This window comes from Cytobacillus oceanisediminis (assembly GCF_022811925.1).
Classification (GTDB): domain Bacteria; phylum Bacillota; class Bacilli; order Bacillales; family Cytobacillaceae; genus Cytobacillus; species Cytobacillus oceanisediminis_D.
Genome location: NZ_CP065511.1, coordinates 1688890 through 1712496, shown reverse-complemented (window position 1 = coordinate 1712496; position 23607 = coordinate 1688890). Strand labels below are relative to the sequence as shown.

Genomic DNA, 23607 nt, shown 5'->3' with positions numbered 1-23607 from the left:
AATTTCATCATTCGATTGTTATTGAAAGATTATTCAGCTTTAAAACCTTTTTCGTCAAAGTACTTTTTAGCACCAGGGTGCAGTTCAATGCCAGTACCTTTGACAGCATTTTCAGCCTTAATCATTTTTCCTTTGGCATGCGTAACTTTGTCAAGGTTCTCAAAGATTGCTTTCGTAACATCGTAAACTACATCTTCTGAAAGGTCATTTGAAACAACAAGCATTGCCTGTACCGCTACTGTTGGTACAGCTTCTGCAAGCTTATATGTTCCAGATGGCACTTCATCCTGTACATAGTAAGGATATTTTTCGATTAATGCATCGATTTTATCCTGTTCAATCGGAACGATCACAACATCTTCAGTTGCAGAAAGTCCTTCAACAGCACCTGTAGGAGTTCCTGCTGTAACGAATGCTGCATCAATATTGCCATCCTGGATTCCGGCAGTTGACTCATCAAAAGAAAGATCCTGCTTTTGAATGTCATCCAATTTGATTCCGTGCACTTCAAGAATCTGTTCTGCATTCGCAGCAGTTCCTGAACCAGGAGCTCCGATTGAAACTTTTTTGCCTTTTAAGTCTTCAACAGATTTAATGCCAGATTTTGCAGTAGTAACGATCTGGATCGTTTCCGGATATAGCGTGCCGACTGCACTCACATTATCCACAGCTGCACCTTCAAACATTAATTTCCCTTCTTGTGCATATGAAGCAATATCTGTTTGAGAGAAAGCAATCTCAGCATTGCCATCTTTCAGTGTGTTCATGTTCTCTGCAGATGCACCTGAAACTTCAGCATTTGTATCAATGCCTGTAGCATCAGATATAATCTCAGCGAATGATCCGCCCAGCGGATAGTATGTACCGCCTGTTCCACCAGTCACAATGCTCATGAACTTAGGCTTGTCTGCGCCGCCTTCTCCATCGCCGCCGCCTTCATCTTTTCCGCCGCCGCAGGCTGCAAGAACCATAGAAAGCGCTAACAGCAGAGCTGTGGCTAGGAATATACTTCTCTTTTTCATCCTATTTCCCCCTTTTAAAGATTAGATTTTATCAATTATATACTAACATAAACCTTATCTGAATTGTCAAATGATCCCTCCTTGCTTTTAAAATTTGCTGTTAATTGTCTTATTGCATGCTGATTCACCCTCGATGTAAATTTTATCTAAAATAAAGCACCATGACCCATGAATGAGAATGCATGTAAAAAGCAATTCCTATATATATATGATAAAATCTATATGTAAACTCTTACATAACAGAACTAAACGGAGGAACAAAAATGATGGATTACCCCAGAGGATCAATACAAGATATTGTAATCGAAAGCAAGGAACTTGGCGAAGAGGTTGAGCTGCTCATTTATTTGCCCGCTTCCTTTTCACCCTTATATAAATACACTGTTGTTATAGCCCAGGATGGCAAAGATTACTTCCAGCTGGGAAGAGTCGGGCGCATCGCAGATGAATTATTAAACGAAAAAGAAATCGAAAATATCATTATTGTTGGTGTCCCATATAAAAACGTCAAAGACAGATGGAAGAAATATCATCCGGACGGTGAACAGCATAATGCTTATATCCGTTTTCTTGCACACGAGCTGGTTCCATATCTTGACCGTGAATTCCCTACTTATCAAATGGGAATGGGACGTGCCCTTATGGGAGATTCCCTTGCAGCAACTGTTTCATTAATGGCAGCCCTGCAATACCCTAATACTTTTGGGAGGATAATTCTTCAATCTCCTTATGTTGATCACTCCGTTGCAGAGGCAGTGCAGGAATTTACTCAGCCTCACCTTCTTAATATTTATCACGTTATTGGGAAAGGCGAGACATCTGTGAAAACCACAGGGGGTGCAGAGAAAGATTTTCTTACTCCAAACCGGGATCTATCCAGTTTGTTTAAGCAAAAACAATTTCCATACTTCTATGATGAATTTGATGGGGATCATACATGGACATACTGGCAGCCTGATTTAAAAAGGGCCCTAAAGTCTATGTTTTAAGTTTGAAATTGTGTAAAAGGAACTATTCTTTCGCGATAAAAAGATTACCTCGACACACTGTTTTTTATTACGAAAAAAGGTATAATTATATAATGAATTTAGAAAATTTGCTATAATAGACCAACCAAGTGTTTTTCATCTCGTTTAGCCTGCCAGTTATAAAAAATATTAATAAACATGGAGGTTGTTGTATGAGCACTAATTACGGCATAGTTATTTTCCCGTCAAAAAAATTGCAGGATTTGGCCAATTCTTTTAGAAAGCGGTATGATCCGCATTATGCTTTAATTCCTCCTCATGTAACTTTAAGATCGCGCTTTGAAGCATCTGAAGAAGAAATAAAAAAGCTGACGGAAACACTTCATGGAATAGCTGAGAAACACGAGCCGTTTCAAATAAACGCTACAAAAATAAGCTCTTTCCAGCCTGTCAACAATGTCATTTATTTCAAAATTGAGCCTTCAGCCCAGCTCGAAGAGTTACATATTGAACTGAATGATCATATTACTGGCGAAACACCTGAATATAATTTTGTCCCCCATATTACCATCGGACAAAAACTCTCCAATGATGAACATTCAGATGTATATGGGAGCTTAAGAATGCAGCCTGTGAATCATGAAGAGGTTGTTGATCGTTTTCATCTTCTATATCAGCTGGAAAACGGCTCATGGACCGTTTATGAAACATTCAGGCTAGGAAAGGAATAGTGAAAAGTGGAAGTTAGAGTTGTCTCATCTGAACAAGAATTGCACGATGCCTTCTCAGTAAGGAAACAAGTTTTTATCAACGAGCAAAATGTTCCTGAAGAAGAGGAAATCGATCAGTTCGAAGACGAAGCAGTCCATTTTGTACTATATAATAATGGCATTCCCGCAGGTGCCGGAAGATTTCGCACAGTTGACGGCAATGGCAAAGTGGAAAGAATATGCGTTCTGAAGGAGAACCGCCAGAGCGGATCAGGAAAAGCAATAATGGATAAAATTGAAGAGCATGCTAAGAAACAAGGCTTGCCTGCCTTAAAATTAAATGCCCAGACGCAGGCTATCCCTTTTTATGAAAAGTTGGGCTATCAGGTAATCTCGGAAGAATTCATGGATGCCGGGATTCCCCACCGTACAATGAAAAAAACGATATAGCGGACAAGCTTCTGCCAGGGATGGCAGGAGCTTTTTTGTATGCAATAATTTTGGGGTCTTCTGCAAACACTATTCCAGATACAGCAATTTAAGGAGTGGTTTGAATGGAATATTTACATATCATAAGTGTACTTGTTATAGGATATATTTTCTTATTTATTATGGCAAAACTCCTGGGCAAAACACAGATCACACAGATTACTCCTTTTGATTTTATCTCTGCCATCGTGTTAGGCGAGCTGGTGGGAAATGCCCTATACGATCAGGAGACTGGAATCCCAGAAATATTCTTTGCTGTTGCAGTATGGGGGATACTCATCTACGCAACTGAAGTCCTTACCCAGAAATTTAAAAGGGCACGCAAACTTCTTGAAGGTGAGCCCTCTATTGTTATAAAAAAAGGAAAAATCGTCTATGAAGAACTGAAGAAAAATCATCTCGACATTAATCAGCTCCAGCACCTCCTCCGTTCAAAGGACGTTTTTTCAATCAGGGAATGCGAATATGCCATTCTTGAAACAGATGGAACGGTCAGTGCATTAAAAAAACCGCTTTACTCGACACCAACTATACAGGATTTGAATCTCCCTATAAATATGATCGAGCTGCCTGTAACTTTAATTTTAGACGGAGAAGTGATTTGGGATAATCTCAAAAGCATCAATTGGGACGAAACAAAGCTTATTAATGAGATTAAAAACAACGGCGCAAATAATGTCAAAGATGTCTTATACGCAGAGTGGAAAAAAGGAGAGGCTTTGCACGTGCAAACGTACTGAGCCTCTCCTTCTTTATTTTATGGGTTTAGATACTTATCTAGCTCCACCAGGAACGCTTCGGCAGCTTAATCATCGCACGACTAAAAGCGGTAGCTTTTAGGAGGAGCACCTACCCCCTCGAGGTGTCGGGGTGAGCACCAAGGGAAAGCTTCCTTGGATGCGCTTCTCAGGAACAAGCGCTTTTTGCTTGTTCCGAAGGCGCTTCCGCTTTTCTTATATGCATTCACTAATATAGCGCCCTTTACCCGTCAGCTCGCCGTATGTTTCATCTGCTTTTTTTCTAGTGCTGCGTGTTTGGATGTCTGCCCGCTGCTGAGGATTTGATTTGGTTAACATTCTTTGAATATCAAGAGGAAGCTCATGACGGAAATCTTTTGAATTGGTTTGTGCCGATATTTTGGCAACTGGCACGAAACGAAATGGATCATATTTTGTGCCAATCTCTCTTTCTGCATACTGATTATATTGATATGAAGTTACAGGTAAAATGTAGCCCATGAATGCTCCCCTCTCCATTCTCTATGTATCTGATTATTAAAGGAATACGAAACAATATTTACTTTTATGTACCCGTTTACATTAAATTTTAAACAGAAAAGCACTTTAGAATCCTTTACCGGTTTGTTATGATAAAATTTGTCTTGTTGTTAGAAGATGATTAATCACTTAAACTCGGCAATTTATAAAAATGGGGTATTTTTTATGAAGACAGCAATTTTACATAATAATACAGTGAATCTGGAACAATTGAATCGAGAAAGTTTTCAGCATATTTATGAAGAAGGCAAAAAAGGAAAGCTGTTTTGCCCTGATTGCGGAGCTTCAGTCCGTTTGTATTTAGGAATTATGGATGAGCCTCATTTTTATCATATTCAGCAAAGCAGCAGAATGTGCAAGGATAAAATGATCAAACAAGAATCGGCCAAGATTGAGACTGAAGAATATATAGAAAGAAACGGCTTTAAAATTCCTGTTTCAAGGCCAATTGCTTCTGCTGCTGTAAAAGAAATAGAATCAGCCTTTAAAAAAGCTCAGCCGGCAAAAAATATCCCCCCTTATATCCAAGAAAGCACTCACAATCCAAGTTTCCCTGATGAATACCTAAAGTCCCTTTCACAAGCAGGAGTCTTTTTGGATGAACAGCAGGCATCTGCTGTATCACATATTGATGGGCCTCTGCTCGTTCTTGCAGGTGCAGGGAGCGGTAAGACCCGAGTTTTAACAACCAGGACTGCTTTTATGCTGCGCGAAAAAGATATCGATCCTACATCAATAATGCTCGTTACATTTACAGCTAAGGCTGCGGCTGAAATGAAAGAGCGCCTTGCCCAATATCCAGGAATGGATTCACGAAAAGTCAGGCAAATCGTTTCCGGCACTTTTCACAGCTTGTTTTACAGGATTCTCTCCTTCCACAATCCGGATAAATGGTCTTCCGGCAAGCTACTGAATAAAGAATGGCAGCGGGAACAGATCATTAAGGAATCCAGCAAAAACTTAAAGCTCGATGAAAAGGAATTTGCCTTTGACCTTGCCCTCCAGCAAATTAGCTATTGGAAAAATTCTCTTATCATACCTGGGAAGGTTCATCCAAAGAATGATTGGGAGGAACAGACCGCGATTCTTTATCAAAGGTATGAACAAACAAAATTAAGAAGAGAATTATTTGATTTTGATGATATGCTGACAGGCTGCCATGTTCTTTTTCATGAAAAGCCTGAAATTCTTGAACAATATCAGAATCGCTTTCATTATTTCCTGATCGATGAGTTCCAGGATATTAATAATGTTCAATATGAGCTTATGAAAATGCTGTCCGATAAAACAAAAAATGTCTGTGCAGTGGGTGACGATGATCAATCTATTTATGCTTTCAGAGGAAGCGATCCCCAATATCTTTTAGATTTCGAGAAAGATTTCCCTGGTGCTAAGGTTATAACATTGAATCAGAATTACCGCTCTGCTCACGAGATCGTATCAGCTGCAAACCAAATCATATCTTTAAATAAACATAGACGCGCCAAAAGCATGAATGCCCAATTTTCTGGCGGACAGCACCCTTTCCTCTTTTTTCCTTATGATGAGGAAGAAGAAGCTACGATGATCATGACTGATATTCAGGAGAAAATTGAAGAAGGATACGAGCCGCGGGATTTTGCAGTATTATTCCGCACCCATACTGGGAGCAGGGCCATTTTTGAAAGGCTGGCCAATTCCAGTCTTCCGTTTAAATTGGATCAGGATGCCGAATCATTTTATGATCGGTTTATTGTTCGAAGCATGCTTGCTTTTCTAAAGTTATCGTTAAATGAGGATGACCAGAATGCTTTGAAAGATATGCTGCCGTCTCTATTTGTTAAACAATCAGTCCTTCAGGATATTAAGGCAGAAAGCATCTTGCAGGATTGCTCAATGCTGGAGTGCCTAAAGTTTATAAAAACAGGATTTGCTTTTCAGGAAAGCAAGTTAAAAAAAGTGATCCCTGTTACCAGATCAATCTCAGGTCTTAGTCCCATCACTGCAATTGAAACTGTTGAAAAAGAGCTTGGCTTCCAGGACTTTTTAAAAAAACGCGGCAATGAAGGCAATAAAATGGATAAAGGCTCTGATGATATAAAAGATTTAAAGGTCGCTGCGCGTAACTTTCATTCTCTTCAAGAGTTTCTGGAGCATACTGAACATATGAAAGCCATGAACAAAGAAATCAAGCGCCTCAGCAGGAATAATGATAATGCTATTACATTAAGCACTATCCACCGTGCAAAAGGGCTTGAATATAATGTGGTATATGTTGCCGGTGCAGTTGAAGGAAATCTTCCTCATGATCATGCTCTGGAAGCTTACCGTTCAGGTGAGTCTGCCCCATTGGAGGAAGAACGAAGGCTGATGTACGTTGCCGTAACAAGGGCCAGGAAGGACTTATATATCTCTGTGCCGGAAAAAAGGCGGGGACGGAGGGCATATGCCTCAAGGTTCCTTGCCCCCATCACAAGAAGCAGCAGGAACAAAGACGGAAGATAAAAAGAAGACCTGGCTGCACCCCGGCCAGGTCCTTCTGTTATTTTTTATTCATCATCTGGGAAATTGTATTAAAGTCAAGCTGCTTTCCATCAGCAACGATCGATTTCACAATCTTGTCTTCCGTATCCTTGGAAACGGGTTTATTTGCAATTTGCGAAACCCTCTTGATTACATTTCGTACTGTTTTTTCATCTTTAAAATTTGCATTCTGCAAAGAGCCGGCCAGTTCAAATACATCCTTCATATTTACGCCTGTTTTCTTTTCAAGGTTTTTAAAAAAGTTGTTATCCATCCTGCTCAATCACGCTCCTTCATTTACTCCTTTATATCTTATGAAGGTGGGCGGAAAACGTGAAATGTATTAATAATTTATGTACCTTATATGCAAAAAAGCCAACACAAAACCTGCTGCTGGTTCTGAGTCAGCCTTTGTGAATCTAATTGTAGAAACTTGCTCCGACGATAATGAGTAAAATGAATAGGACAACGATTAGAACAAACGTATTTCCATAGCCCCCGCCATATCCGCAGCCTCCATAGCCATAGCCCATGCCTTTCACCTCACTTAGATTTCTCAATACAACATATGTAAAATCTAAACAGGGTGTATGGGCAAGCTCCCAAGGCAGGCTTGGTTTATTCAGTCAAATTGTAATAAGGGGCTTGTTTTTAAATAACTGAAGATCATTCTTGTGAATCTTTTCATTATATCTAATGCCACTTATCCCTTTGGCTTGAAAATAAGTGCACCGATAAAGCCGAAGATTATCGCTGCTGAAATACCGGAGCTGGTTACTTCAAACATTCCGGTCAATACACCGACAAGCCCATGCTGATCAGCTTCCTGAAGGGCTCCATGGACGAGGGAATTGCCAAAGCTTGTTATAGGGATTGTCGCTCCGGCTCCCGCAAAGTCTGCAAGCGGTTCATAGAGTCCAACGCCATCAAGAACAGCTCCTATTACAACCAAAAGACTTAATGTATGGCCAGGTGTTAGCTTAAAAACATCAAACATTATTTGGCCAAATACGCAAAATAGGCCACCAATTACAAAAGCCCAGAAAAACATAGGCAGCATACAAATTCCTCCTTTAAGTCATTTCGATAGAAACAGCATGAGCAATACAAGGGATGCTCTCATTCTGCTGGAATGTCAATGGGGATAATAGTGCACCCGTAGCGACAACAAGGATTCTCCTATAAGTCCCCTGTTTCATTTGATTCAATAGATGTCCATACAGGACAGCAGCTGAGCACCCTGCTCCGCTTCCTCCAGATTGGACAGGCTGATCATCTTTATAGATCATCAATCCGCAATCTTTAAATTTCTCTTTTTCTATGTTAAGCCCATTATTTGAAAGCAATTCATAAGCAGTTTCCTGGCCAATTCTCCCTAAATCCCCTGTAACAATCAAATCGTAATATGATGGATCAAGCTGCATATCCTTGAAGTGTGCAGTAATGGTATCTGCTGCTGCAGGAGCCATTGCCCCTCCCATATTAAAAGGGTCGGTAAGACCCATGTCGATTACTTTGCCAATTGTTGCGGAAGTAGTGACCGGCGTATTATGTCCTGCTGTTTTCGAGGTAATAAGAGCTGCACCAGCACCAGTTACTGTCCATTGGGCAGTAGGAGGCTTTTGCCCACCATATTCTGTGGGGTATCTGAATTGTTTTTCTACTGCAGCATTATGACTTGAAGCACCTGTTAAAACGTAATCAGCCCCATGATAGTTCACAATAAAAGATGCAAGGGCAAGCCCCTCCATAGAGGTCGAACAAGCGCCAAATATTCCGAAATAAGGGATTTGAATGGTTCTTGCACTTAAACTGGTAGGTGTAATCTGATTAATTAAATCCCCTGCTATATAAAACTGAACATCTTCCTTTTGGATATTTGCTTTATTCAAGGCCGTCTGTCCAGCCTCTTCCAAAAGAATTCTGTGGGCTTTTTCGTATGAATCTTCCCCCATCCACAAATCATCGTGCAATACATCAAAATCTTCTGCCAGGTTGCCGTTTGCCTCAAAAGGACCGCCGGAAACACCAGCAGCCGCAATTACTGGGCGGTTTTCAAAAACCCAGGATTGTTTACCCTTAAGCATTAAATAACCCCCCACATGATTAATAGTGTTTTAATAAGAGCCACTACAAAAGCTGAAAATACACCAAAGAGAATAACTGAACCTGCAAGCTTGAACATATTTCCTCCAACTCCCAGCACAAATCCTTCCGTGCGATGCTCAATGGCAGCTGAAATTACAGCGTTTCCGAAACCTGTTACAGGAACGGCACTGCCTGCTCCGCCAAACTGCCCCAGACGGTCATATACGCCAAAACCTGTCAACAGCATGGAAATAAAAATCATCGTAGCTACAGTTGGGTTTCCAGCGGTCTGTTCGGTGAAGTTAAAAAAATAAATATAAAAATACGTTATTGCCTGTCCGATTACACAGATGAGCCCTCCCACCCAGAATGCACGAATACAATTTTTCAGGACTGGGCGCTTTAGTTCATGCTTTTGCTCAAGCTGCTCATATTGCTGCTGTTCCGGAGTCTTATTTGCATTTTTGTTCATGCCCTTGCCCCTTTCTTATGTCATTTCTTCTTTAAGCTTAATGATTTTATCAAGCTTTTTTTTCGCTTTCTTGTCGGTAAAATCAGGATCTTTCATTTTTTCCTGAAGTTCCACCGCTTCAATAAAGATCTTATAGTCACTTGATACAATGAATTTCTCATCTGGATACTTTTCCTCAAGCATCTTGGTCATTTTCTTTTCAATTTTTTTCATGTGGAATCGCTGCAAGTGCTTCACTTTATAAGCAACAAGTGTATCCCCATTGCTTTTGACCACTGCAACATCATAAAGTTCTTTCATTTTTTCGATATCATGCTCAATGTTTTCAACTAAATCCAAATTTTCCTTTGTATTTTTATCAATTAATACAGCAGGGGGATCAGTCGTTTTGAGAAGTGCAAGGTCGCTGTCCGTCACCTTTCCGTCTCCGCTGCAGCCTGATAATAAGATCAGTGAAAATGCAATAAATGATAAAAGTCTATTTTTCATAATAGTCCCTTCCTATGTAGAATCTTTAATTATATTGTCCTCGAATTGTTTTGGATTTATGAATATTACTTTCCATCCTATTTTTTCCAGAAGAAACCCAATAAAAAAAGCCGGTATCCCCGGCTATTGAGCTTTCTTCGTTTTTTTTCCGCAGCCGCATCCCTTTTTCTTTCTCTTTTTCTTGCTGACCGGCTGTGATTTTTCCATTTGCTGACCCTTATCATTATTTAACATCTTTGAGGCCCTCCATTAACAATAATTTTCCTCTTTTTATTTTATGCTGAGCCTCAAAGCTTGTGTAAAACAAACGCCTACAGCATGAAGTATTTGGCTTTATGCTAATTGATCAATTTTTGCACCAGGGATTCAATAATTGCTGCAAGTCCGGCAATTGCCAAAATCAGCAGCACTGGAGCTGACCAGGATGCATAAAAATAATATGAAGCATATAAAAATAATGTACTCCAAACACCTGTACACCAATAACAGCTTAAAAGCTCCCCGAAGAATCCTCGCACTTTTCCTTCTTTTACAACCCAGTACACTTCAATTTCGCCATTTTCATCTTTTTCCTCAACTTCTTCCAGAAAAGGTTTGCGCAGGAATTCGGTAATTTTATCAAATACAATCAGTCTGGTAAGCCTGAAGCTTGCAAGTGCCAAAATTAGCAGCTCCATAGGTGATATATCCATTTTTTTCACCTCTAATGTAAAAAAATAGCCTATTTTTTTAAAAAACAAGGCGTTTGTCCGTAACCCATAGGTCACTCCGGCAATATGTTAGTAGTGTAGACCACAAGAAACAAACAAGGAGGAAAACAAAAATGGGTTGTGGAAAAAAAGACGACTTCAAAGGTAAAGGCTGTGTATGTGAAGTAGTTCGTGCTATAAAGGATATTCAAGATAACGCAGAAGATGTGTGCGAATGCCCTTCAAACTGTTTCCTGGAGCCGCTGGGAGTTATATCACCATCTGGAAGAAAACGCCATAAGCGCCCGGATACCCGCGTCTTCACACTGAAAACTGCGGACGGTTCACCATTCCATGCTTTCTTTACAGGAAATGAGTGTGCATGTGTATCCATTTTCTTCAGAGTGGAAGAAGTGTTCGATAACTGCTGCGCAGTGCTTCGTGTCCTAGAGCCAGTAAATAGAAGACCTGGCCCAGACAAAACAGTTAACCTTGCCGATGACTGCTGCATCGACTTGAAAAAAGTTTGCGAAGTTGACGACTTCCGCAGTACTAATGACTGTGTAACAGTTGACCTAAACTGCTTCTGCGCTGTTCAATGTATTGCCGATGTAGATCTTGATATCTGCGAAGACTAATGATATGGAGCCAGCCGTCCATTCGGCTGGCTATTTTTTTCTGTCTAGCTCCAGCGCTTTTCTTTTACCTTCTTAGGCCAATCATTTTGACAGCATTTAAAGATTGAAGACTAATTTGTTCAATCGATTCATCAAATAACTTAACCTCGATGGATCCTTCATTTTTTGAAACCAGAAATCCCCTTATTGCTTTCTCGCCGGTTTCAAATATACATGGTATGGGTGGAAGCTGTTCTGGGAAATCAATTAAGTAATCCAGGCGCTCAAGCGTGTCCATTTCCTTAAAACTTCGTACACGATTGAAAGAAGGCTTTCTTTTTTCCGTCGTAAAAGCAAAGGATGTATTTTCTTTTTTCTCTTCCCTGCCTGCTTCAAATTCTTCAATGGCTGCCTGCACCTTTACTTCGGTCATATTTTCGATCTTTTCTTCGGGCACCGTCTGTTCATTTATTGTGTTCGCGGGTTCCGGTACACTGTCTTTTTGTTCCTGTTTACGTTCCAGCTCTGCTTTTCTGCTGGAGTATACTGTTTGCATCCTGGTCTCTGGAAATTGAAAACTCGGCTGCTGTATATAAAATAATGGTTCCTTCTCTTTTTTCTCAGCCATTTTTTGCCCACCTCCGCAATCTTAATGTTTCGTCGTATTATATGTATGCAGAAGTTGGGCTTTCGTTTCTGATGGAAATAAAAAAAGCCCGCTCACATTGGAGCAGGCAATTTCTATTAGAGAATATGATAACCGGAATCCACATGGATATTTTCCCCGGTAATTCCGCGGGACAGGCTGCTGAATAAGAATAAAGCTGTATCCCCTACTTCTTCCGGAGTAGTTGTTTTACGGAGAGGAGCCCGTTCTTCAATTTCTTTCAGGATAGAATTGAACTCGCTGATTCCTTTTGCAGAAAGAGTCCTGATTGGACCTGCTGAAATGGAATTGACCCGAATTCCATCTTTACCGAGGTCGTTGGCCAAATATTTGACACTTGCGTCAAGGGAGGCTTTTGCTACACCCATAACATTATAATTTTTCACAACCTTTTCACCGCCAAGGTATGTGAGAGTCACAATGCTTCCGCCTTCAGTCATTAATCCTTTTGCTTCCTTAGCAATGGCAGTTAGTGAATAAGAGCTGATATTGTGAGCTAAGAGAAACCCGTCTCTTGTGGTGTTCATATATTCTCCCTGCAGTTCTTCTTTATGGGCAAAGGCGATGCAGTGGGCAATTCCATGAATTACACCAGCTTCCTCCTTAATCGTGCTAAAGCATTTCGCGATGTCTTCATCACTTGTTACATCACAAGGAAGAACTAATGAATGTGCATCCTCCAATGATTCAGCCAATTCACGCACACTTTTCTCAAGTCTTTCTCCCGCATATGTAAAAATTAATCGGGCACCAGCATCATGAAGGGATTTGGCAATTCCCCATGCAATACTTCTTTTATTAGCCACACCCATAACAACGAATGTTTTTCCATTTAGTGAAAGAGTCATTTTATAATCCTCCTGATTTATTATTACATGTTATTAGTACCTAGTACTAATTGTACATCAATTTACCTGAAAAGAAAAGCCGAAAAAATCCTGCTTTTAAAGCAGAACTATTTCGGCAAGAAAGATGTCGGAGAGCCTTAACACCATTCACAAAATTCAAGTTCCCTTTTTAATTCATCAACGTATTCCTTAGATCCTGTAACAATCAGGCGGTCATTAACATGCAGTTCAGTATCTCCGTGGGGAACAATAGAATCCTTTCCTCTAAATATACGTACGAATATTACATCCCCTGTAAACGGGAATCGCCGAAGCATCATGCCTTCAAACTGCTCATTCTTTAATCGGATCTCGTATAAAGCTGTCTCCTGGTTCGTTAAAATGTTCACCACACTTGGTGACTCGATTAAAGCACGAAGCAGTGCCTTAGACGAAAGAATGGTTGAAAATAGCTCAATATCATGTTCCCGTAGAGTTTCTTCCATATCAGGGCTTTCCATCCGGCAAATGACACGATCCACTCCCTTTTCTTTAAAAGCGATGGATAATGTGGCATTTGTCTCTTCATCCCCTGTCGAGATTACTACAATATCTGAATCAAATGCTTCTGTACCTTCAAAATTTTCAATATCAAACTCATCAACTTCAATGATATCAAACAAAGAGTCAGCTATCTGCTTTTCCGCCTTTTCCTGCTTTTTATGATACAAAGCTGGTTCGTAAAGGGTTGACTTAAGTTCATTATAGATCGGCATAGTCATCTGATTTGCACCAATGAAGGACACTTTAAGCTTTTTCTCCTCTGCCGCTTCCTGAGGGAATAGCTTTTTAAAGACTACAGGAGTAAATATACTTGTTATGACAGCAACCAGAATCAATGTTCCGCTCATTTCGGCGGTTATGACGTCCATTCTTTCGCCTATCGTTGCTGCAGCAATAACAAGGGAAAGGGTTGACGTTAATAAAAACCCTGAAGCAATAACAGTTTTAATGTCATACCATCTTTTTAAAATATAGATTGGTAAAAGTTTTGAAAGCAGCAGTGCAATCAGCAGCAATGGAATAAGCATTAGCAATTTAGGATCTCCAAACAATGTCCATACGTCGAGATCCACCCCTACCATCACAAAGAAAATAGGGATGAGGAATCCATATCCGAAAGAATCCAGTTTATGGATCATTTCCTGGTTTGGCGCCAGCAATGATACAAGCACCCCGGCCAGGAAAGCACCTAATATATTCTCTGCCCCAACTGTTTCTGATAACGCCACCAGGAAAATGATCAGTGCAAATACTGCTCTTGTTCCAATCTGAACAGTCCCAGTAGACATCGCTTCAAGAAAATTAAGGTTTTTGAACCTTCTGCCAAGAAAATACAGCAATACACCTACGCCAAATAAGACGAGAAGCAGCCAGGTATTCCCTCCGCCTGTGTCATTTAATGAAACAAACACAGCCAGTAGAATCATCGTAGCCAAATCAGCAATAACGGCGATCAGCAGAATAATTTGGCCTATGCCTGTTTTCATTAAATGAGCTTCCTTAAGTGTCGGAACCACTACTCCCAGAGAAATGGTCGAAATAATTAATGTCATTAAAAAGGCATTATCAATGAATCCTGCCCAGACAAATAAATACGATAGACCCAATGAAACCAAAAATATTCCTATAAAAACAATGGAAGAAACAGCAAAAGAGTTTGGCTCAAGCTTCCCGCTTGGGAGCTTTACTCTCTTCTTTGCCGAAGAAAAAGCTGTGAAGTCAATTTCCAGACCGCTCAGGAACATTAGAAATATAAATCCAAGAGTCGAAAGTGTCTCCAGCCACATATCTTCATGCACGATATCAAAGCCGCTTTTACCGATAATCAAACCTATAAGAATCTCTGCCACCACTACAGGGATGAAATTAATTTTCAGCCGGTGAAGTAAAATGGGCGTGATAAAAGCAGCCAATATCACAATGACCAGCGATGCTACCGATGCCCCATGTTCCATAAAATAACCCCCTTAGCCTGTTAAGTAGCTCATAAATAATGTCGCCATGCCAAAATAAATTAAAATACTGATTAGATCATTAATAGTTGTAATAAATGGACCTGAAGCTACTGCCGGGTCAATTTTCATTCTGTGCATTAGTAAAGGGATCAGCGCACCGGCAAGGGTGGCTACTATCAATGTAAACAAAATTGAAACGCCAACTAAAACACCAAGAAAGAAATTTCCTTTCCAGAAGTAAACAATGAAAGTAACAAGAACGCCGCAAATTCCGCCATTAATTAACCCAGTCCCGGCTTCCCTTATCACCAGTTTCCACTTATTTTCTTTCTCCAGGTCTCCTGTAGCAATCCCCCGGACAGCTACGGCCAATGCCTGAGTCCCTGTATTTCCTGCCATCCCTGCAATAAGAGGAATGAAAACAGCCAAAATGGCAACCTTATCCAGGGTATCCTCAAATCTTCCTATAAGGCTTGCAGTTAACATACCCAAAAACAGCAGGATGATAAGCCAGGGGAGCCGTTTACGTGCCGCAGAAACTGGATTCCTGTCAATATGATCCATATCCGATACAGCAGCCAATTTGGAATAATCATCAGATGCTTCTTCTTCCATGACATCCATGACATCATCAACTGTAATAATACCCAGCAAATGGTTTTGAAAATCCACAACCGGAACGGCTAGGAAGTTATAGTCTTTAATTTTTCTTGCGACTTCTTCCTGATCTTCGCCAACTGATACGGAAACTACCCTGTCATTTGTAATTTCCGAAATCATCGTATCATCATCACTTACTATTAAATCCCTTAATGAAATAACGCCAATAAGTTTTTTTTCGTCATTCACAACGTACACATAATAAATGGTTTCCGCCCTTGGCGCTTCATTTTTCAGGATATACATAGCAGAACGAACCGTCTGATTGGCTGACAGTGAGACAAATTCCGTCGTCATGATACTTCCTGCTGTATATTCTTCGTAATGAAGCAAATCCTTAATTTCTTTTGCCGATTCATCATCCATAATTGTCAAATAGCTGACAACCTGGTCTTTATCCAGTTCATTTAAAACATCAACGGCATCATCGGCATACATTTCTGAAAGCATATCCGCTGCATAGTGGGGATTCATCTCAGCAAGAACGTCTTTATAATCTTCTTCCTCAATCTCCAAATTTTCAAATAGAGCTGCCATTTCTTCCGGAGAGAGATAAAGATAAATTTTTGCCCGGATGTCCTCATCCAGATCTTTAAAAAATGAAGCCTGATCATAAGGGTGCATATCAAGAAATTCATTCCTGAAGATATCAATTTCTTCATTTTGTAAAGATTGGATTAAAAGACTGGTATTGATGTGGGAATCTGCCCTTTCCACTGCGTGATCTTCCATAGATTTACCTCCTCTCATACAATGAAACCATCCTTTTGAAATGTTATCCACAGCACAAGAACCTGAGATAAATGGGAACAATTTCATTCTTTCTGTGGAATCGATATCGGCAGCAGTATTTTTGTTAAACACGAACACGAGCTTCTTGCCCGTTAAAATGCATAACAGGAAAACGTACTTCACTATACTAGCAAATCTTTGTTTTTTTGTCGTCTCTGAACAATCATAACTCTTTTCTTAATTTTAATTTTCCCATTCCTTAAACTTAAAACCGTTAAAGGTTTCTCTGCATGCTGAAAAATAAACGTCATGATAAATATTATGAAAATTGATATCATAACAGTAGAACTATTAAAGGAGCCTATATATGAGACTTGATATTATTGGTGATATTCACGGCTGCTTTGCTGAATTTAAAGAACTGACTTTGAAAATGGGCTATATATGGAAGAACGGATTTCCTGTCCACCCAAGTAATAGAAAACTCGCCTTTGTTGGAGACTTAACAGACAGAGGACCAGAATCTCTGGCAGTCATCGATGCAGTATATAACCTTGCTGCAAATGACCTGGCGTACTATGTCCCGGGCAATCATTGCAATAAACTATACCGCTACTTTCTGGGAAATAAAGTTCAAATTACACATGGCCTGGAAACCACAGCAGCTGAATATGAGCAGCTGGATCCGCAATCACAGATGGAAATTAAACGTAAATTTATGGAATTATATGAAAGTGCACCGCTATACCATGTACTTGACAACAATAAACTGGTAATCGCTCATGCTGGAATTAAGGAAAGCTACATTGGGAAACATTCATCCAAAGTTAAAACGTTTGTTCTTTACGGGGATATAACTGGAGAAAAAAATCCTGACGGGACACCCGTGAGACGGGATTGGGCTAAACAGTATGAGGGTAAGGCAGCGGTAGTCTATGGGCATACTCCCGTAAAGGAAGTCAGGAAAATCAATAACACCTATAATATTGATACAGGTGCTGTTTTTGGAAATAAGTTAACTGCAATTAGATATCCTGAAATGGAATTAATGTCTGTCCAGTCAGGCATGCCTTATGCAGAAGAGAAGTTTAGGAAGATTTAATCCAAAAAGCCGGCAAATGCCGGCTTTTATAATAGACAATTCATATCTTCTGGAAGCTGCTGTTCAAACATAAGGGTTCTGTGCAGAAAGGGATGATAGAAGGAAAGGCTGCAGCAGTGCAGTGCCTGCCTCCTGATAAACTGTCTTGTGCCTCCATACAATTCATCACCTGCAAGAGGATAACCAAGCCACGACAAATGGACTCTGATCTGATGAGTTCTGCCAGTTTCAAGCTTTAATTTTACATGTGTAAATTCTTTGCACCGGCTGATTACCTGATAATGAGTACATGCATATTGTCCTGCCTCACTAACTTCCCGCTCAATAATACTGTCTTTTTTTCTCGCAATCGGCTGTTCTATAGTACCGGCATCCCGGCTGATTGTCCCTTCTGCAAAGGCTTCATACTTCCGCTGGATTTTACGGAAGCGCTGCTGCTGGCTAAACAAATGATGCACATGCCTGTGTTTCGCAATTAAAACCAAGCCAGAAGTATCTCGATCGAGTCGAGTCACGATATGTGCAGCAGAATTTAAGCCTATTCGCTGATAGTATCCAATCAGCCGATTAGCCAAACTTCCCGAAGGATGTTCTCTGGAAGGAATGGTACTCACACCTGCCGGTTTATTTACTACAAGAAGATAATCATCTTCATAAAGAATATCAAGGGGCAAGTCTTCCCCCTTCATGCCTTCACTGGGAACTTCTTCCGGGAAACCAACCTGAAGAATATCTCCTTCCTTTAGCTTATAGCGGACATTGACTTCCTGATTGTTCACTTTAATGAAGCCGCCAGCAAATTTTATGTCAGTGAGTGCAGTTTTAGAAATATCATTTTCTTTTAAAAATTCCCTGATTAACGAGCCCGCCTGCGGGGCAGTAATTTTCCATTGTAATTTAAAACGCGCCATGAGCTATAGGCTCCTGTTCTGTAAGAAGTAACGGGCTTATTAAAATAAGTGATTCTCTCCAAGGTTCCTTCTTCAATCAGCAACAAATGAATCGTGAACCCTTTTCCAGAATGGGAATGGCCTGAACCTGGCAAAACGGATTTTCTCATCTGCCACTCTGAATTGTATTGATTTTACATCTTTATGAAGAAGAGTCAAATGATCAATAGTAATTTGAAAATCTGGTTCATTCACAGGCTTCAGCATGCATGTATGGTGTGCCGGCAGTACCAGCGGAGAGCCCACTGTACGGAATACCTTGTTATTGATGGAAGCCATTTCAGCAAGCTGGATGGCAGGCAAGGAAGGATGCAGGATGGCACCACCCAGCGCCTTATTATAAGCTGTACTTCCAGATGGAGTAGAAACACAAAGGCCATCTCCCCGGAACCGTTCAAAATGCTGGCCGCGTATTTCCACATCCATTACTAAAGTACCTTCCACCGCTTTGACTGTTGATTCATTCAATGCAAGATAACGGGTTTCTTTGCCGCCATGCTGGTAGCGGATAATTACTTCCAGGAGCGGATATTCAATCACCTGATACGGGGTTTTGGCAATTGCAATGACAAGCTTTTCGATTTCCTCCGGCACCCAGTCTGCATAAAACCCAAGATGGCCTGTATGTATACCCACAAACGCGGTCTTGTCCAGACGGCTGCTGTATCGGTGAAAGGCATAAAGTAAAGTGCCATCCCCGCCTACCGATATGACTATATCAGGCTCTTCTTCATCATATGTAAGCTCGAAGTCCAATAAATAGGTTCTCATTTTGTGCATGAGTGTATTAGATTTTGAATCTCCTTTTGAGGTAATGGCAAATTTCATCTTATCCAAGCTCCTCTTTTATACGTTAGTTTTCTCCCTTTTGCTGCTTTTCCTTTTTCCTTGTAAAGAATGCCTGTGCATCCTGAATTTCACCGCGAATGAGTGACATTTCTTCATCAAGCCTGAAAGCAGCCTCTGCCGCTCTCTGGAGCCTCATCTGAATATCTTCAGGGAATTGGCCCTTATATTTATAATTTAAGGAATGTTCAACCGTGGCCCAGAAATTCATGGCAAGCGTTCTGATTTGAATCTCTGCGAGAATTTTCTTCTCTCCTTTTATTGTCTGAACAGGATAGCGGATCACGACATGGTAAGAGCGGTAACCGCTTGCTTTTTTATGAGATATGTAGTCTCTTTCTTCAACAATTTCAAAGTCATTTCTTTTTCTTAATAGTTCAACCACTCTCTTAATATCATCTACAAATTGGCACATCATTCTAACACCGGCAATATCCTGCATTTCAGATTCCAATTTGTCGAGAGGAATGCCTTTTTGGTTTGCCTTATCAAGAATGCTTGCAATAGGCTTTACCCTCCCAGTAACAAATTCAATCGGAGAATGGGTAGAATCCATTTCAAATTGGCTTCTCATGCCTTTTAGCTTTACTTTTAATTCTTCGACCGCCTGCTTATATGGCGCCAAAAATAAATCCCAATGCTTCACTTGCAACACCACCAAATATCCGAAGTTAGAAAAGCGCAAGCGCCTAGACCACCCCCGACTTCGAGAGGGGGTAACACAGCCTATTTCTTTATCCAAGTTTTTCGTAATTTAAACATTTAATTAAAATATGTTCTCTACTTTTTCTACCATTTCATTACCATAATTGCTGTTCCCGCGGATATTTTCTATTAAATCTCCTAATTCCTCATGAAAGCCTGCCAGTTCAATGCGATCATGATTACTATCAGAAGCAAATACACGCATCTGGCCATCAAGTGCCTTTTTTAGTTCCGGCCAGACTGTTTCCGGAAGAGAAATATATGTATAATCATCATTTTGTTCTGCTATGTAAATAAATGAAAGGTTGTCGGAATCAGCCAATATTTGCTGCATGGCTGTTAAGCCTGAGACTGTTCCAGCTTCTATTCCCAAGATTAATTCATTTTCAATCCATTCTGCATTTAAAACTGTAAGTTTTTGTTTCATTTTTCTACCTCCATTGTCATTACCTATTCTATCGCAGATTTTATGGACAGTAAAACCCCTGATTCATTTTTCACAGTCACAGTCCTGCGCCCCGAAAGTTCAGTCAAACATGAAGCAAACTCCCCTGATTGACTTTATCACAGCAATAAAAAAAATTTCAAAGATTGAAGTCCATGCTGATTAAGGCGATAATACAGGAAATTACTTATAGCTGAGGTGTATAGGCTTGTTTAACAAAAATATTGAAATTGAATTTAAAAACATGGTTACCAGAGAAGAATTTTCCTCATTAATAGATTTTTTGAACTTAAGAAGCGAGGATTTTTCCGAACAGGAGAATCATTACTTCGATACACCGGATTTTTTATTGAAGGCTAAAGAAAGTGCATTAAGGATTAGGCAGAAAAACGGCTCATTTGAATTGACTCTTAAACAGCCCCACCCTGAAGGGCTATTAGAGACTAATGAAAATCTTACTGAGTCCGAAGCTGCAGAGATGATCCAGACTGGGAAAATTCCCACTGAACAGATAATAAAATCCATAGAAGAGCTGGGCATAAAGACAGATAAACTTCAATACTTTGGTACTCTCGCAACAAAACGTGCCGAAAAGGAGTACATGAAAGGATTGGCTGTTCTTGATCACAGCCGATATTTAAATAAGGAAGATTTTGAGTTAGAATATGAAGTGGATAACAGGAATGAAGGTGAATTGACTTTTCTTAATTTGCTTAAACAGCTTAACATTCCTGTCAGAAAGACCGAAAATAAAATTAAGAGGTTTTATAACGAAAAATACAGACAGCAAAAGGTTTAATAGAAGTACACCTTTTGCCAAGGAGCAATACAATGAACGTAGATCAGTTAAAAATATTGATGGAGCTGCAAGCACTGCAAGGTTTTAATAGTTCTAAGCAAACGAATACTTCAAACCCTTTGTTTCAAGAGCTATTGGCCGGGTTAGTTTCGGAAAGTCCCGTTTCATCACATCAAGTCACAGGAGGACTTGGAGCAGTTGCGTCTCTGGAACCTTATATTAGCGCTTTACAAACAGATACCCTTACAGCTGCAGCTCTTCCGCCCCTTAAAATAACCAAATTTGCCGAAACTTCAAAAAGTGATTTTGATGATCTCATTCAAAAAGCATCAGATCTGTTTAATGTACCAGTTAATCTGATTAAGTCAGTCATTAAACAGGAATCAAACTTCAATCCGAATGCTGTCAGCCATGCAGGTGCTTCCGGGTTAATGCAGCTTATGCCTGATACAGCCAAGGGGCTTGGCGTTGAAAATATCTTCGACCCTGCAGAGAACATTTTTGCCGGAGTCAAATATTTACGGCAAATGATGGACAGGTATGGGGATAATGTTGAACTTGCACTGGCTGCCTATAATGCCGGACCTGGAAATGTAGATAAATACGGAGGAGTCCCACCTTTTAGAGAAACTCTGAATTACATAAAGAAAGTAACCTCATCGTTTATGGCTTAAGGTTAATTTCAGCCGCCCGAATTTACCGGGCGGCTTTTTCTATTCCTTTTCAGCGAATGTTTCGGATTGACGGCATGTGCTTAATCCATACTATAAAAATAAGATGGTCAAGGAGCGGGCAAAAGGGCTCAGTAAGCTATTTGTTTGAGATATAAATCCCTCATTGATAGAATATAAAGAGATCACATCACTCAATATTAAATAGGAAGATTTTTTTACAAACGAATTAACTCATAAAAGGAGTTTTAAATATGGCCGAGAAAATGCACACTCCCTTCGACGCTATTGGTGAGGAAAAGCTTCACCAGCTAATTGACGCTTTTTACCGGCGCGTAGGACAACATCCTGATCTCGTTCCTATTTTTCCAGATGACCTGACAGAGACAGCCAGAAAACAAAAGCAGTTTATGACGCAGTATTTAGGGGGACCTCCTTTATATACTTCAGAACATGGACATCCGATGCTTCGGGCACGGCACATGCCTTTTCCCATAACGGAAACGCGGGCAAAGGCCTGGCTTTCATGCATGAATGAAGCAATGGACGAAATTAGGCTGGATGGTCACTTGAGGGAAGACTTTTTTGCAAGGCTTGTACTCACTGCCCAGCATATGATCAATACACCTGAAAACGGCGTGAAAGGTGAAAGCTCGTGAATAAGCCAGAATCCAATGAAAACAAGCTTACATCTCCACATTGCCACGGCAGTGAAAAAAAGCCCATAGAAGTCTATATGTTTGTTGATCCTCTTTGCCCAGAATGCTGGGCTTTGGAGCCAATCTTAAAAAAGCTCCTGATTGAATACGGCCGCTATTTTTCCATAAAGCATGTATTAAGCGGCAGGCTGGCAACGTTAAATATGGGGAAAAGACAAAACTACGAAAACATTGCTGATTTATGGGAGAAAACAGCAAGCCGCTCTGGAATGTCATGTGACGGGAACGTCTGGTTCGAAAATCCGATTTCTTCCCCCCATCTGGCTTCGGTTGCAATTAAAGCTGCAGAATTGCAGGGGAGAAAAGCTGGCATCAGATTTTTACGCAAGCTTCAGGAGGTCTTATTTCTTGAAAAGCAGAATGTGTCTAATTTTGAAGTACTAAAGGATTGTGCTAAGGAAGTCGGTCTGGATGTAGTAGAATTTGTTTCTGATATTCATTCAGATAGTGCAGCAAAGGCTTTTCAATGCGATTTAAAAATTACTTCTGAAATGGATGTTCAAGAAATACCCACTCTTGTCTTTTTTAATGAAAATATAGAAGATGAAGGCATCAAAGTCACCGGATATTATCCCTATGAAATTTATGAACAGATTTTAGAGGAAATGCTTCCTGCTAAACCTGAGCGTGCTCCTCTGCCGCCCCTTGAATATTTCTTAAAATACTTTAAGCTAGTGGCCAGCAAGGAGATCTCCGTTGTATATAATATGTCCGACACCGAAGTGAACAGGGAAATGAAAAAGCTTCAGCTAAAGCAAATAGCTGAATATGTACCTGCAAAATACGGTAATTTCTGGAGATATTCAGGGTGATTTAAGGCTGTGCAAAATGCACAGCTTTTTTTTCGATGAAAAAAACCATGCTCTTCATACGCACGGTTTTTTCAGGGTTTTTAAACGAACAAAGGGGATGGGAGAAATTTTTCACGTCCAAACAAAAGGGGTAAATGTTTGCATGTGATCAACTTCACATCTGTAATATATCATGAGGTGAAAGAAAATGACAATAAGTTTGTGCCTTTTTTCACAATATTGTCAAAATCAAGTCATGACTTGCTGGACAACCGCATAAAATAATACGGATGTAAACAATGCCAAGGAGGAGAATGCAATATGAAAAAACTGCCTGTATTATTGATGCTGC

General features: G+C 40.2%; 28 protein-coding genes. 11 read left to right on the top strand and 17 right to left on the bottom strand.

Annotated features, from left to right (window positions below; all coding sequences use genetic code 11):
• Window positions 1-29 precede the first annotated feature (29 nt).
• Window positions 30-1022, bottom strand: coding sequence for a TAXI family TRAP transporter solute-binding subunit (locus tag IRB79_RS08850; RefSeq protein WP_113883304.1), 993 nt, complete (start codon window positions 1020-1022; stop codon window positions 30-32).
• A 263-nt stretch (window positions 1023-1285) separates the two neighbouring features.
• Between IRB79_RS08850 and IRB79_RS08845 the strand changes: the two genes are divergently transcribed.
• From IRB79_RS08845 to IRB79_RS08830, 4 genes are all read left to right on the top strand, one after another.
• Complete coding sequence (locus IRB79_RS08845) at window positions 1286-2011, top strand: alpha/beta hydrolase (protein WP_243508127.1); 726 nt, start codon at window positions 1286-1288, stop codon at window positions 2009-2011.
• Between the two features lie 191 nt (window positions 2012-2202).
• Complete coding sequence (locus tag IRB79_RS08840; protein ID WP_243508126.1) at window positions 2203-2721, top strand: YjcG family protein; 519 nt, start codon at window positions 2203-2205, stop codon at window positions 2719-2721.
• 6 nt (window positions 2722-2727) lie between these two features.
• Entirely contained in the window at window positions 2728-3150 is a 423-nt protein-coding gene (locus IRB79_RS08835; RefSeq protein ID WP_243508125.1) for a GNAT family N-acetyltransferase, read from the top strand.
• Window positions 3151-3254: 104 nt separating this feature from the next.
• Window positions 3255-3929, top strand: a complete 675-nt coding sequence (locus IRB79_RS08830) for a DUF421 domain-containing protein (protein ID WP_243508124.1) — start codon at window positions 3255-3257, stop codon at window positions 3927-3929.
• Between the two features lie 213 nt (window positions 3930-4142).
• On the opposite strand, the gene IRB79_RS08825 is transcribed toward IRB79_RS08830, so the two are convergent.
• A complete protein-coding gene (locus IRB79_RS08825; protein ID WP_243508123.1) occupies window positions 4143-4427 on the bottom strand; it encodes a hypothetical protein in 285 nt (94 codons plus the stop codon).
• 204 nt (window positions 4428-4631) lie between these two features.
• On the opposite strand from IRB79_RS08825, the gene IRB79_RS08820 reads away from it, so the two are divergent.
• The gene (locus tag IRB79_RS08820) at window positions 4632-6950 is read left to right on the top strand and encodes a UvrD-helicase domain-containing protein (protein WP_243508122.1); all 2319 of its coding nucleotides are present in this window, start codon (window positions 4632-4634) and stop codon (window positions 6948-6950) included.
• Window positions 6951-6987: 37 nt separating this feature from the next.
• Here IRB79_RS08820 and IRB79_RS08815 read toward each other — a convergent pair whose 3' ends face one another.
• The 7 genes from IRB79_RS08815 to IRB79_RS08785 all read right to left on the bottom strand — a co-directional run bounded on the left by IRB79_RS08815 (window position 6988) and on the right by IRB79_RS08785 (window position 10709).
• Window positions 6988-7242 carry a sporulation-specific transcription regulator SpoVIF gene (locus IRB79_RS08815; protein WP_221877974.1) on the bottom strand — a complete coding sequence of 85 codons (255 nt, stop codon included), beginning with the start codon at window positions 7240-7242 and terminating at the stop codon, window positions 6988-6990.
• A 145-nt stretch (window positions 7243-7387) separates the two neighbouring features.
• On the bottom strand, window positions 7388-7501 hold the full coding sequence (locus tag IRB79_RS08810; protein ID WP_019381501.1) for a YjcZ family sporulation protein: 114 nt from the start codon (window positions 7499-7501) through the stop codon (window positions 7388-7390).
• A gap of 170 nt (window positions 7502-7671) precedes the next feature.
• Window positions 7672-8028, bottom strand: coding sequence for a stage V sporulation protein AE (gene spoVAE, locus IRB79_RS08805; RefSeq protein WP_035327302.1), 357 nt, complete (start codon window positions 8026-8028; stop codon window positions 7672-7674).
• A 13-nt stretch (window positions 8029-8041) separates the two neighbouring features.
• On the bottom strand, window positions 8042-9055 hold the full coding sequence (gene spoVAD, locus IRB79_RS08800; RefSeq protein WP_243508121.1) for a stage V sporulation protein AD: 1014 nt from the start codon (window positions 9053-9055) through the stop codon (window positions 8042-8044).
• Entirely contained in the window at window positions 9055-9528 is a 474-nt protein-coding gene (gene spoVAC, locus IRB79_RS08795) for a stage V sporulation protein AC (RefSeq protein ID WP_243508120.1), read from the bottom strand. Before spoVAC ends, spoVAD begins: the two co-directional genes overlap by 1 nt.
• Window positions 9529-9543: 15 nt before the next feature.
• A complete protein-coding gene (locus tag IRB79_RS08790) occupies window positions 9544-10017 on the bottom strand; it encodes a YhcN/YlaJ family sporulation lipoprotein (protein WP_243508119.1) in 474 nt (157 codons plus the stop codon).
• Between the two features lie 338 nt (window positions 10018-10355).
• Complete coding sequence (locus IRB79_RS08785; protein WP_243508118.1) at window positions 10356-10709, bottom strand: DUF1360 domain-containing protein; 354 nt, start codon at window positions 10707-10709, stop codon at window positions 10356-10358.
• 131 nt (window positions 10710-10840) lie between these two features.
• On the opposite strand from IRB79_RS08785, the gene IRB79_RS08780 reads away from it, so the two are divergent.
• Window positions 10841-11344: a CotY/CotZ family spore coat protein gene (locus IRB79_RS08780; RefSeq protein WP_243508117.1), complete on the top strand. Its 504-nt coding sequence runs from the start codon at window positions 10841-10843 to the stop codon at window positions 11342-11344.
• A gap of 64 nt (window positions 11345-11408) precedes the next feature.
• Here the strand turns inward: IRB79_RS08780 and IRB79_RS08775 are convergent, their stop codons facing one another.
• The 4 genes from IRB79_RS08775 to mgtE form a co-directional block, all read right to left on the bottom strand.
• Complete coding sequence (locus tag IRB79_RS08775; RefSeq protein ID WP_243508116.1) at window positions 11409-11951, bottom strand: CotO family spore coat protein; 543 nt, start codon at window positions 11949-11951, stop codon at window positions 11409-11411.
• A 116-nt stretch (window positions 11952-12067) separates the two neighbouring features.
• Window positions 12068-12838 (bottom strand): enoyl-ACP reductase FabI, encoded by a 771-nt coding sequence (fabI, locus tag IRB79_RS08770; RefSeq protein WP_221877432.1) that lies wholly within the window; start codon window positions 12836-12838, stop codon window positions 12068-12070.
• 137 nt (window positions 12839-12975) lie between these two features.
• Window positions 12976-14835 (bottom strand): monovalent cation:proton antiporter family protein, encoded by a 1860-nt coding sequence (locus IRB79_RS08765; RefSeq protein WP_243508115.1) that lies wholly within the window; start codon window positions 14833-14835, stop codon window positions 12976-12978.
• Window positions 14836-14847: 12 nt separating this feature from the next.
• Window positions 14848-16227 (bottom strand): magnesium transporter, encoded by a 1380-nt coding sequence (gene mgtE, locus IRB79_RS08760; RefSeq protein WP_243508114.1) that lies wholly within the window; start codon window positions 16225-16227, stop codon window positions 14848-14850.
• Window positions 16228-16594: 367 nt separating this feature from the next.
• On the opposite strand from mgtE, the gene prpE reads away from it, so the two are divergent.
• Window positions 16595-17329: a bis(5'-nucleosyl)-tetraphosphatase PrpE gene (prpE, locus tag IRB79_RS08755; protein WP_243508113.1), complete on the top strand. Its 735-nt coding sequence runs from the start codon at window positions 16595-16597 to the stop codon at window positions 17327-17329.
• 26 nt (window positions 17330-17355) lie between these two features.
• Here the strand turns inward: prpE and IRB79_RS08750 are convergent, their stop codons facing one another.
• The 4 genes from IRB79_RS08750 to IRB79_RS08735 all read right to left on the bottom strand — a co-directional run bounded on the left by IRB79_RS08750 (window position 17356) and on the right by IRB79_RS08735 (window position 20257).
• Window positions 17356-18240 (bottom strand): RluA family pseudouridine synthase, encoded by an 885-nt coding sequence (locus IRB79_RS08750; protein WP_243508112.1) that lies wholly within the window; start codon window positions 18238-18240, stop codon window positions 17356-17358.
• A 72-nt stretch (window positions 18241-18312) separates the two neighbouring features.
• Window positions 18313-19107, bottom strand: a complete 795-nt coding sequence (locus tag IRB79_RS08745; protein ID WP_009331194.1) for an NAD kinase — start codon at window positions 19105-19107, stop codon at window positions 18313-18315.
• 25 nt (window positions 19108-19132) lie between these two features.
• On the bottom strand, window positions 19133-19771 hold the full coding sequence (locus tag IRB79_RS08740; protein WP_275723073.1) for a GTP diphosphokinase: 639 nt from the start codon (window positions 19769-19771) through the stop codon (window positions 19133-19135).
• A 120-nt stretch (window positions 19772-19891) separates the two neighbouring features.
• A complete protein-coding gene (locus IRB79_RS08735) occupies window positions 19892-20257 on the bottom strand; it encodes a UPF0738 family protein (protein ID WP_221877427.1) in 366 nt (121 codons plus the stop codon).
• A 262-nt stretch (window positions 20258-20519) separates the two neighbouring features.
• On the opposite strand from IRB79_RS08735, the gene IRB79_RS08730 reads away from it, so the two are divergent.
• The 4 genes from IRB79_RS08730 (at window position 20520) to IRB79_RS08715 (ending at window position 23276) form a co-directional block, all read left to right on the top strand.
• Window positions 20520-21074 (top strand): CYTH domain-containing protein, encoded by a 555-nt coding sequence (locus tag IRB79_RS08730; protein ID WP_431833430.1) that lies wholly within the window; start codon window positions 20520-20522, stop codon window positions 21072-21074.
• Window positions 21075-21106: 32 nt separating this feature from the next.
• Complete coding sequence (locus IRB79_RS08725; protein ID WP_243508110.1) at window positions 21107-21748, top strand: lytic transglycosylase domain-containing protein; 642 nt, start codon at window positions 21107-21109, stop codon at window positions 21746-21748.
• 251 nt (window positions 21749-21999) lie between these two features.
• Window positions 22000-22404: a globin domain-containing protein gene (locus IRB79_RS08720; RefSeq protein ID WP_243508109.1), complete on the top strand. Its 405-nt coding sequence runs from the start codon at window positions 22000-22002 to the stop codon at window positions 22402-22404.
• Complete coding sequence (locus tag IRB79_RS08715) at window positions 22401-23276, top strand: ClpXP adapter SpxH family protein (protein ID WP_243508108.1); 876 nt, start codon at window positions 22401-22403, stop codon at window positions 23274-23276. Before IRB79_RS08720 ends, IRB79_RS08715 begins: the two co-directional genes overlap by 4 nt.
• The last annotated feature ends 331 nt before the right edge of the window (window positions 23277-23607 follow it).

What these genes read in the sequence shown, in the direction of transcription:
- IRB79_RS08850 (WP_113883304.1), bottom strand. Translation starts at nt 1,022, where the DNA reads ATGAAAAAGAGAAGTATATTCCTAGCCACAGCTCTGCTGTTAGCGCTT.
- IRB79_RS08845 (WP_243508127.1), top strand. Translation starts at nt 1,286, where the DNA reads ATGATGGATTACCCCAGAGGATCAATACAAGATATTGTAATCGAAAGC.
- IRB79_RS08840 (WP_243508126.1), top strand. Translation starts at nt 2,203, where the DNA reads ATGAGCACTAATTACGGCATAGTTATTTTCCCGTCAAAAAAATTGCAG.
- IRB79_RS08830 (WP_243508124.1), top strand. Translation starts at nt 3,255, where the DNA reads ATGGAATATTTACATATCATAAGTGTACTTGTTATAGGATATATTTTC.
- IRB79_RS08825 (WP_243508123.1), bottom strand. Translation starts at nt 4,427, where the DNA reads ATGGGCTACATTTTACCTGTAACTTCATATCAATATAATCAGTATGCA.
- IRB79_RS08820 (WP_243508122.1), top strand. Translation starts at nt 4,632, where the DNA reads ATGAAGACAGCAATTTTACATAATAATACAGTGAATCTGGAACAATTG.
- IRB79_RS08815 (WP_221877974.1), bottom strand. Translation starts at nt 7,242, where the DNA reads ATGGATAACAACTTTTTTAAAAACCTTGAAAAGAAAACAGGCGTAAAT.
- IRB79_RS08810 (WP_019381501.1), bottom strand. Translation starts at nt 7,501, where the DNA reads ATGGGCTATGGCTATGGAGGCTGCGGATATGGCGGGGGCTATGGAAAT.
- spoVAE (WP_035327302.1), bottom strand. Translation starts at nt 8,028, where the DNA reads ATGCTGCCTATGTTTTTCTGGGCTTTTGTAATTGGTGGCCTATTTTGC.
- spoVAD (WP_243508121.1), bottom strand. Translation starts at nt 9,055, where the DNA reads ATGCTTAAGGGTAAACAATCCTGGGTTTTTGAAAACCGCCCAGTAATT.
- spoVAC (WP_243508120.1), bottom strand. Translation starts at nt 9,528, where the DNA reads ATGAACAAAAATGCAAATAAGACTCCGGAACAGCAGCAATATGAGCAG.
- IRB79_RS08790 (WP_243508119.1), bottom strand. Translation starts at nt 10,017, where the DNA reads ATGAAAAATAGACTTTTATCATTTATTGCATTTTCACTGATCTTATTA.
- IRB79_RS08785 (WP_243508118.1), bottom strand. Translation starts at nt 10,709, where the DNA reads ATGGATATATCACCTATGGAGCTGCTAATTTTGGCACTTGCAAGCTTC.
- IRB79_RS08780 (WP_243508117.1), top strand. Translation starts at nt 10,841, where the DNA reads ATGGGTTGTGGAAAAAAAGACGACTTCAAAGGTAAAGGCTGTGTATGT.
- IRB79_RS08775 (WP_243508116.1), bottom strand. Translation starts at nt 11,951, where the DNA reads ATGGCTGAGAAAAAAGAGAAGGAACCATTATTTTATATACAGCAGCCG.
- fabI (WP_221877432.1), bottom strand. Translation starts at nt 12,838, where the DNA reads ATGACTCTTTCACTAAATGGAAAAACATTCGTTGTTATGGGTGTGGCT.
- IRB79_RS08765 (WP_243508115.1), bottom strand. Translation starts at nt 14,835, where the DNA reads ATGGAACATGGGGCATCGGTAGCATCGCTGGTCATTGTGATATTGGCT.
- mgtE (WP_243508114.1), bottom strand. Translation starts at nt 16,227, where the DNA reads ATGGAAGATCACGCAGTGGAAAGGGCAGATTCCCACATCAATACCAGT.
- prpE (WP_243508113.1), top strand. Translation starts at nt 16,595, where the DNA reads ATGAGACTTGATATTATTGGTGATATTCACGGCTGCTTTGCTGAATTT.
- IRB79_RS08750 (WP_243508112.1), bottom strand. Translation starts at nt 18,240, where the DNA reads ATGGCGCGTTTTAAATTACAATGGAAAATTACTGCCCCGCAGGCGGGC.
- IRB79_RS08745 (WP_009331194.1), bottom strand. Translation starts at nt 19,107, where the DNA reads ATGAAATTTGCCATTACCTCAAAAGGAGATTCAAAATCTAATACACTC.
- IRB79_RS08735 (WP_221877427.1), bottom strand. Translation starts at nt 20,257, where the DNA reads ATGAAACAAAAACTTACAGTTTTAAATGCAGAATGGATTGAAAATGAA.
- IRB79_RS08730 (WP_431833430.1), top strand. Translation starts at nt 20,520, where the DNA reads ATGGTTACCAGAGAAGAATTTTCCTCATTAATAGATTTTTTGAACTTA.
- IRB79_RS08725 (WP_243508110.1), top strand. Translation starts at nt 21,107, where the DNA reads ATGAACGTAGATCAGTTAAAAATATTGATGGAGCTGCAAGCACTGCAA.
- IRB79_RS08720 (WP_243508109.1), top strand. Translation starts at nt 22,000, where the DNA reads ATGGCCGAGAAAATGCACACTCCCTTCGACGCTATTGGTGAGGAAAAG.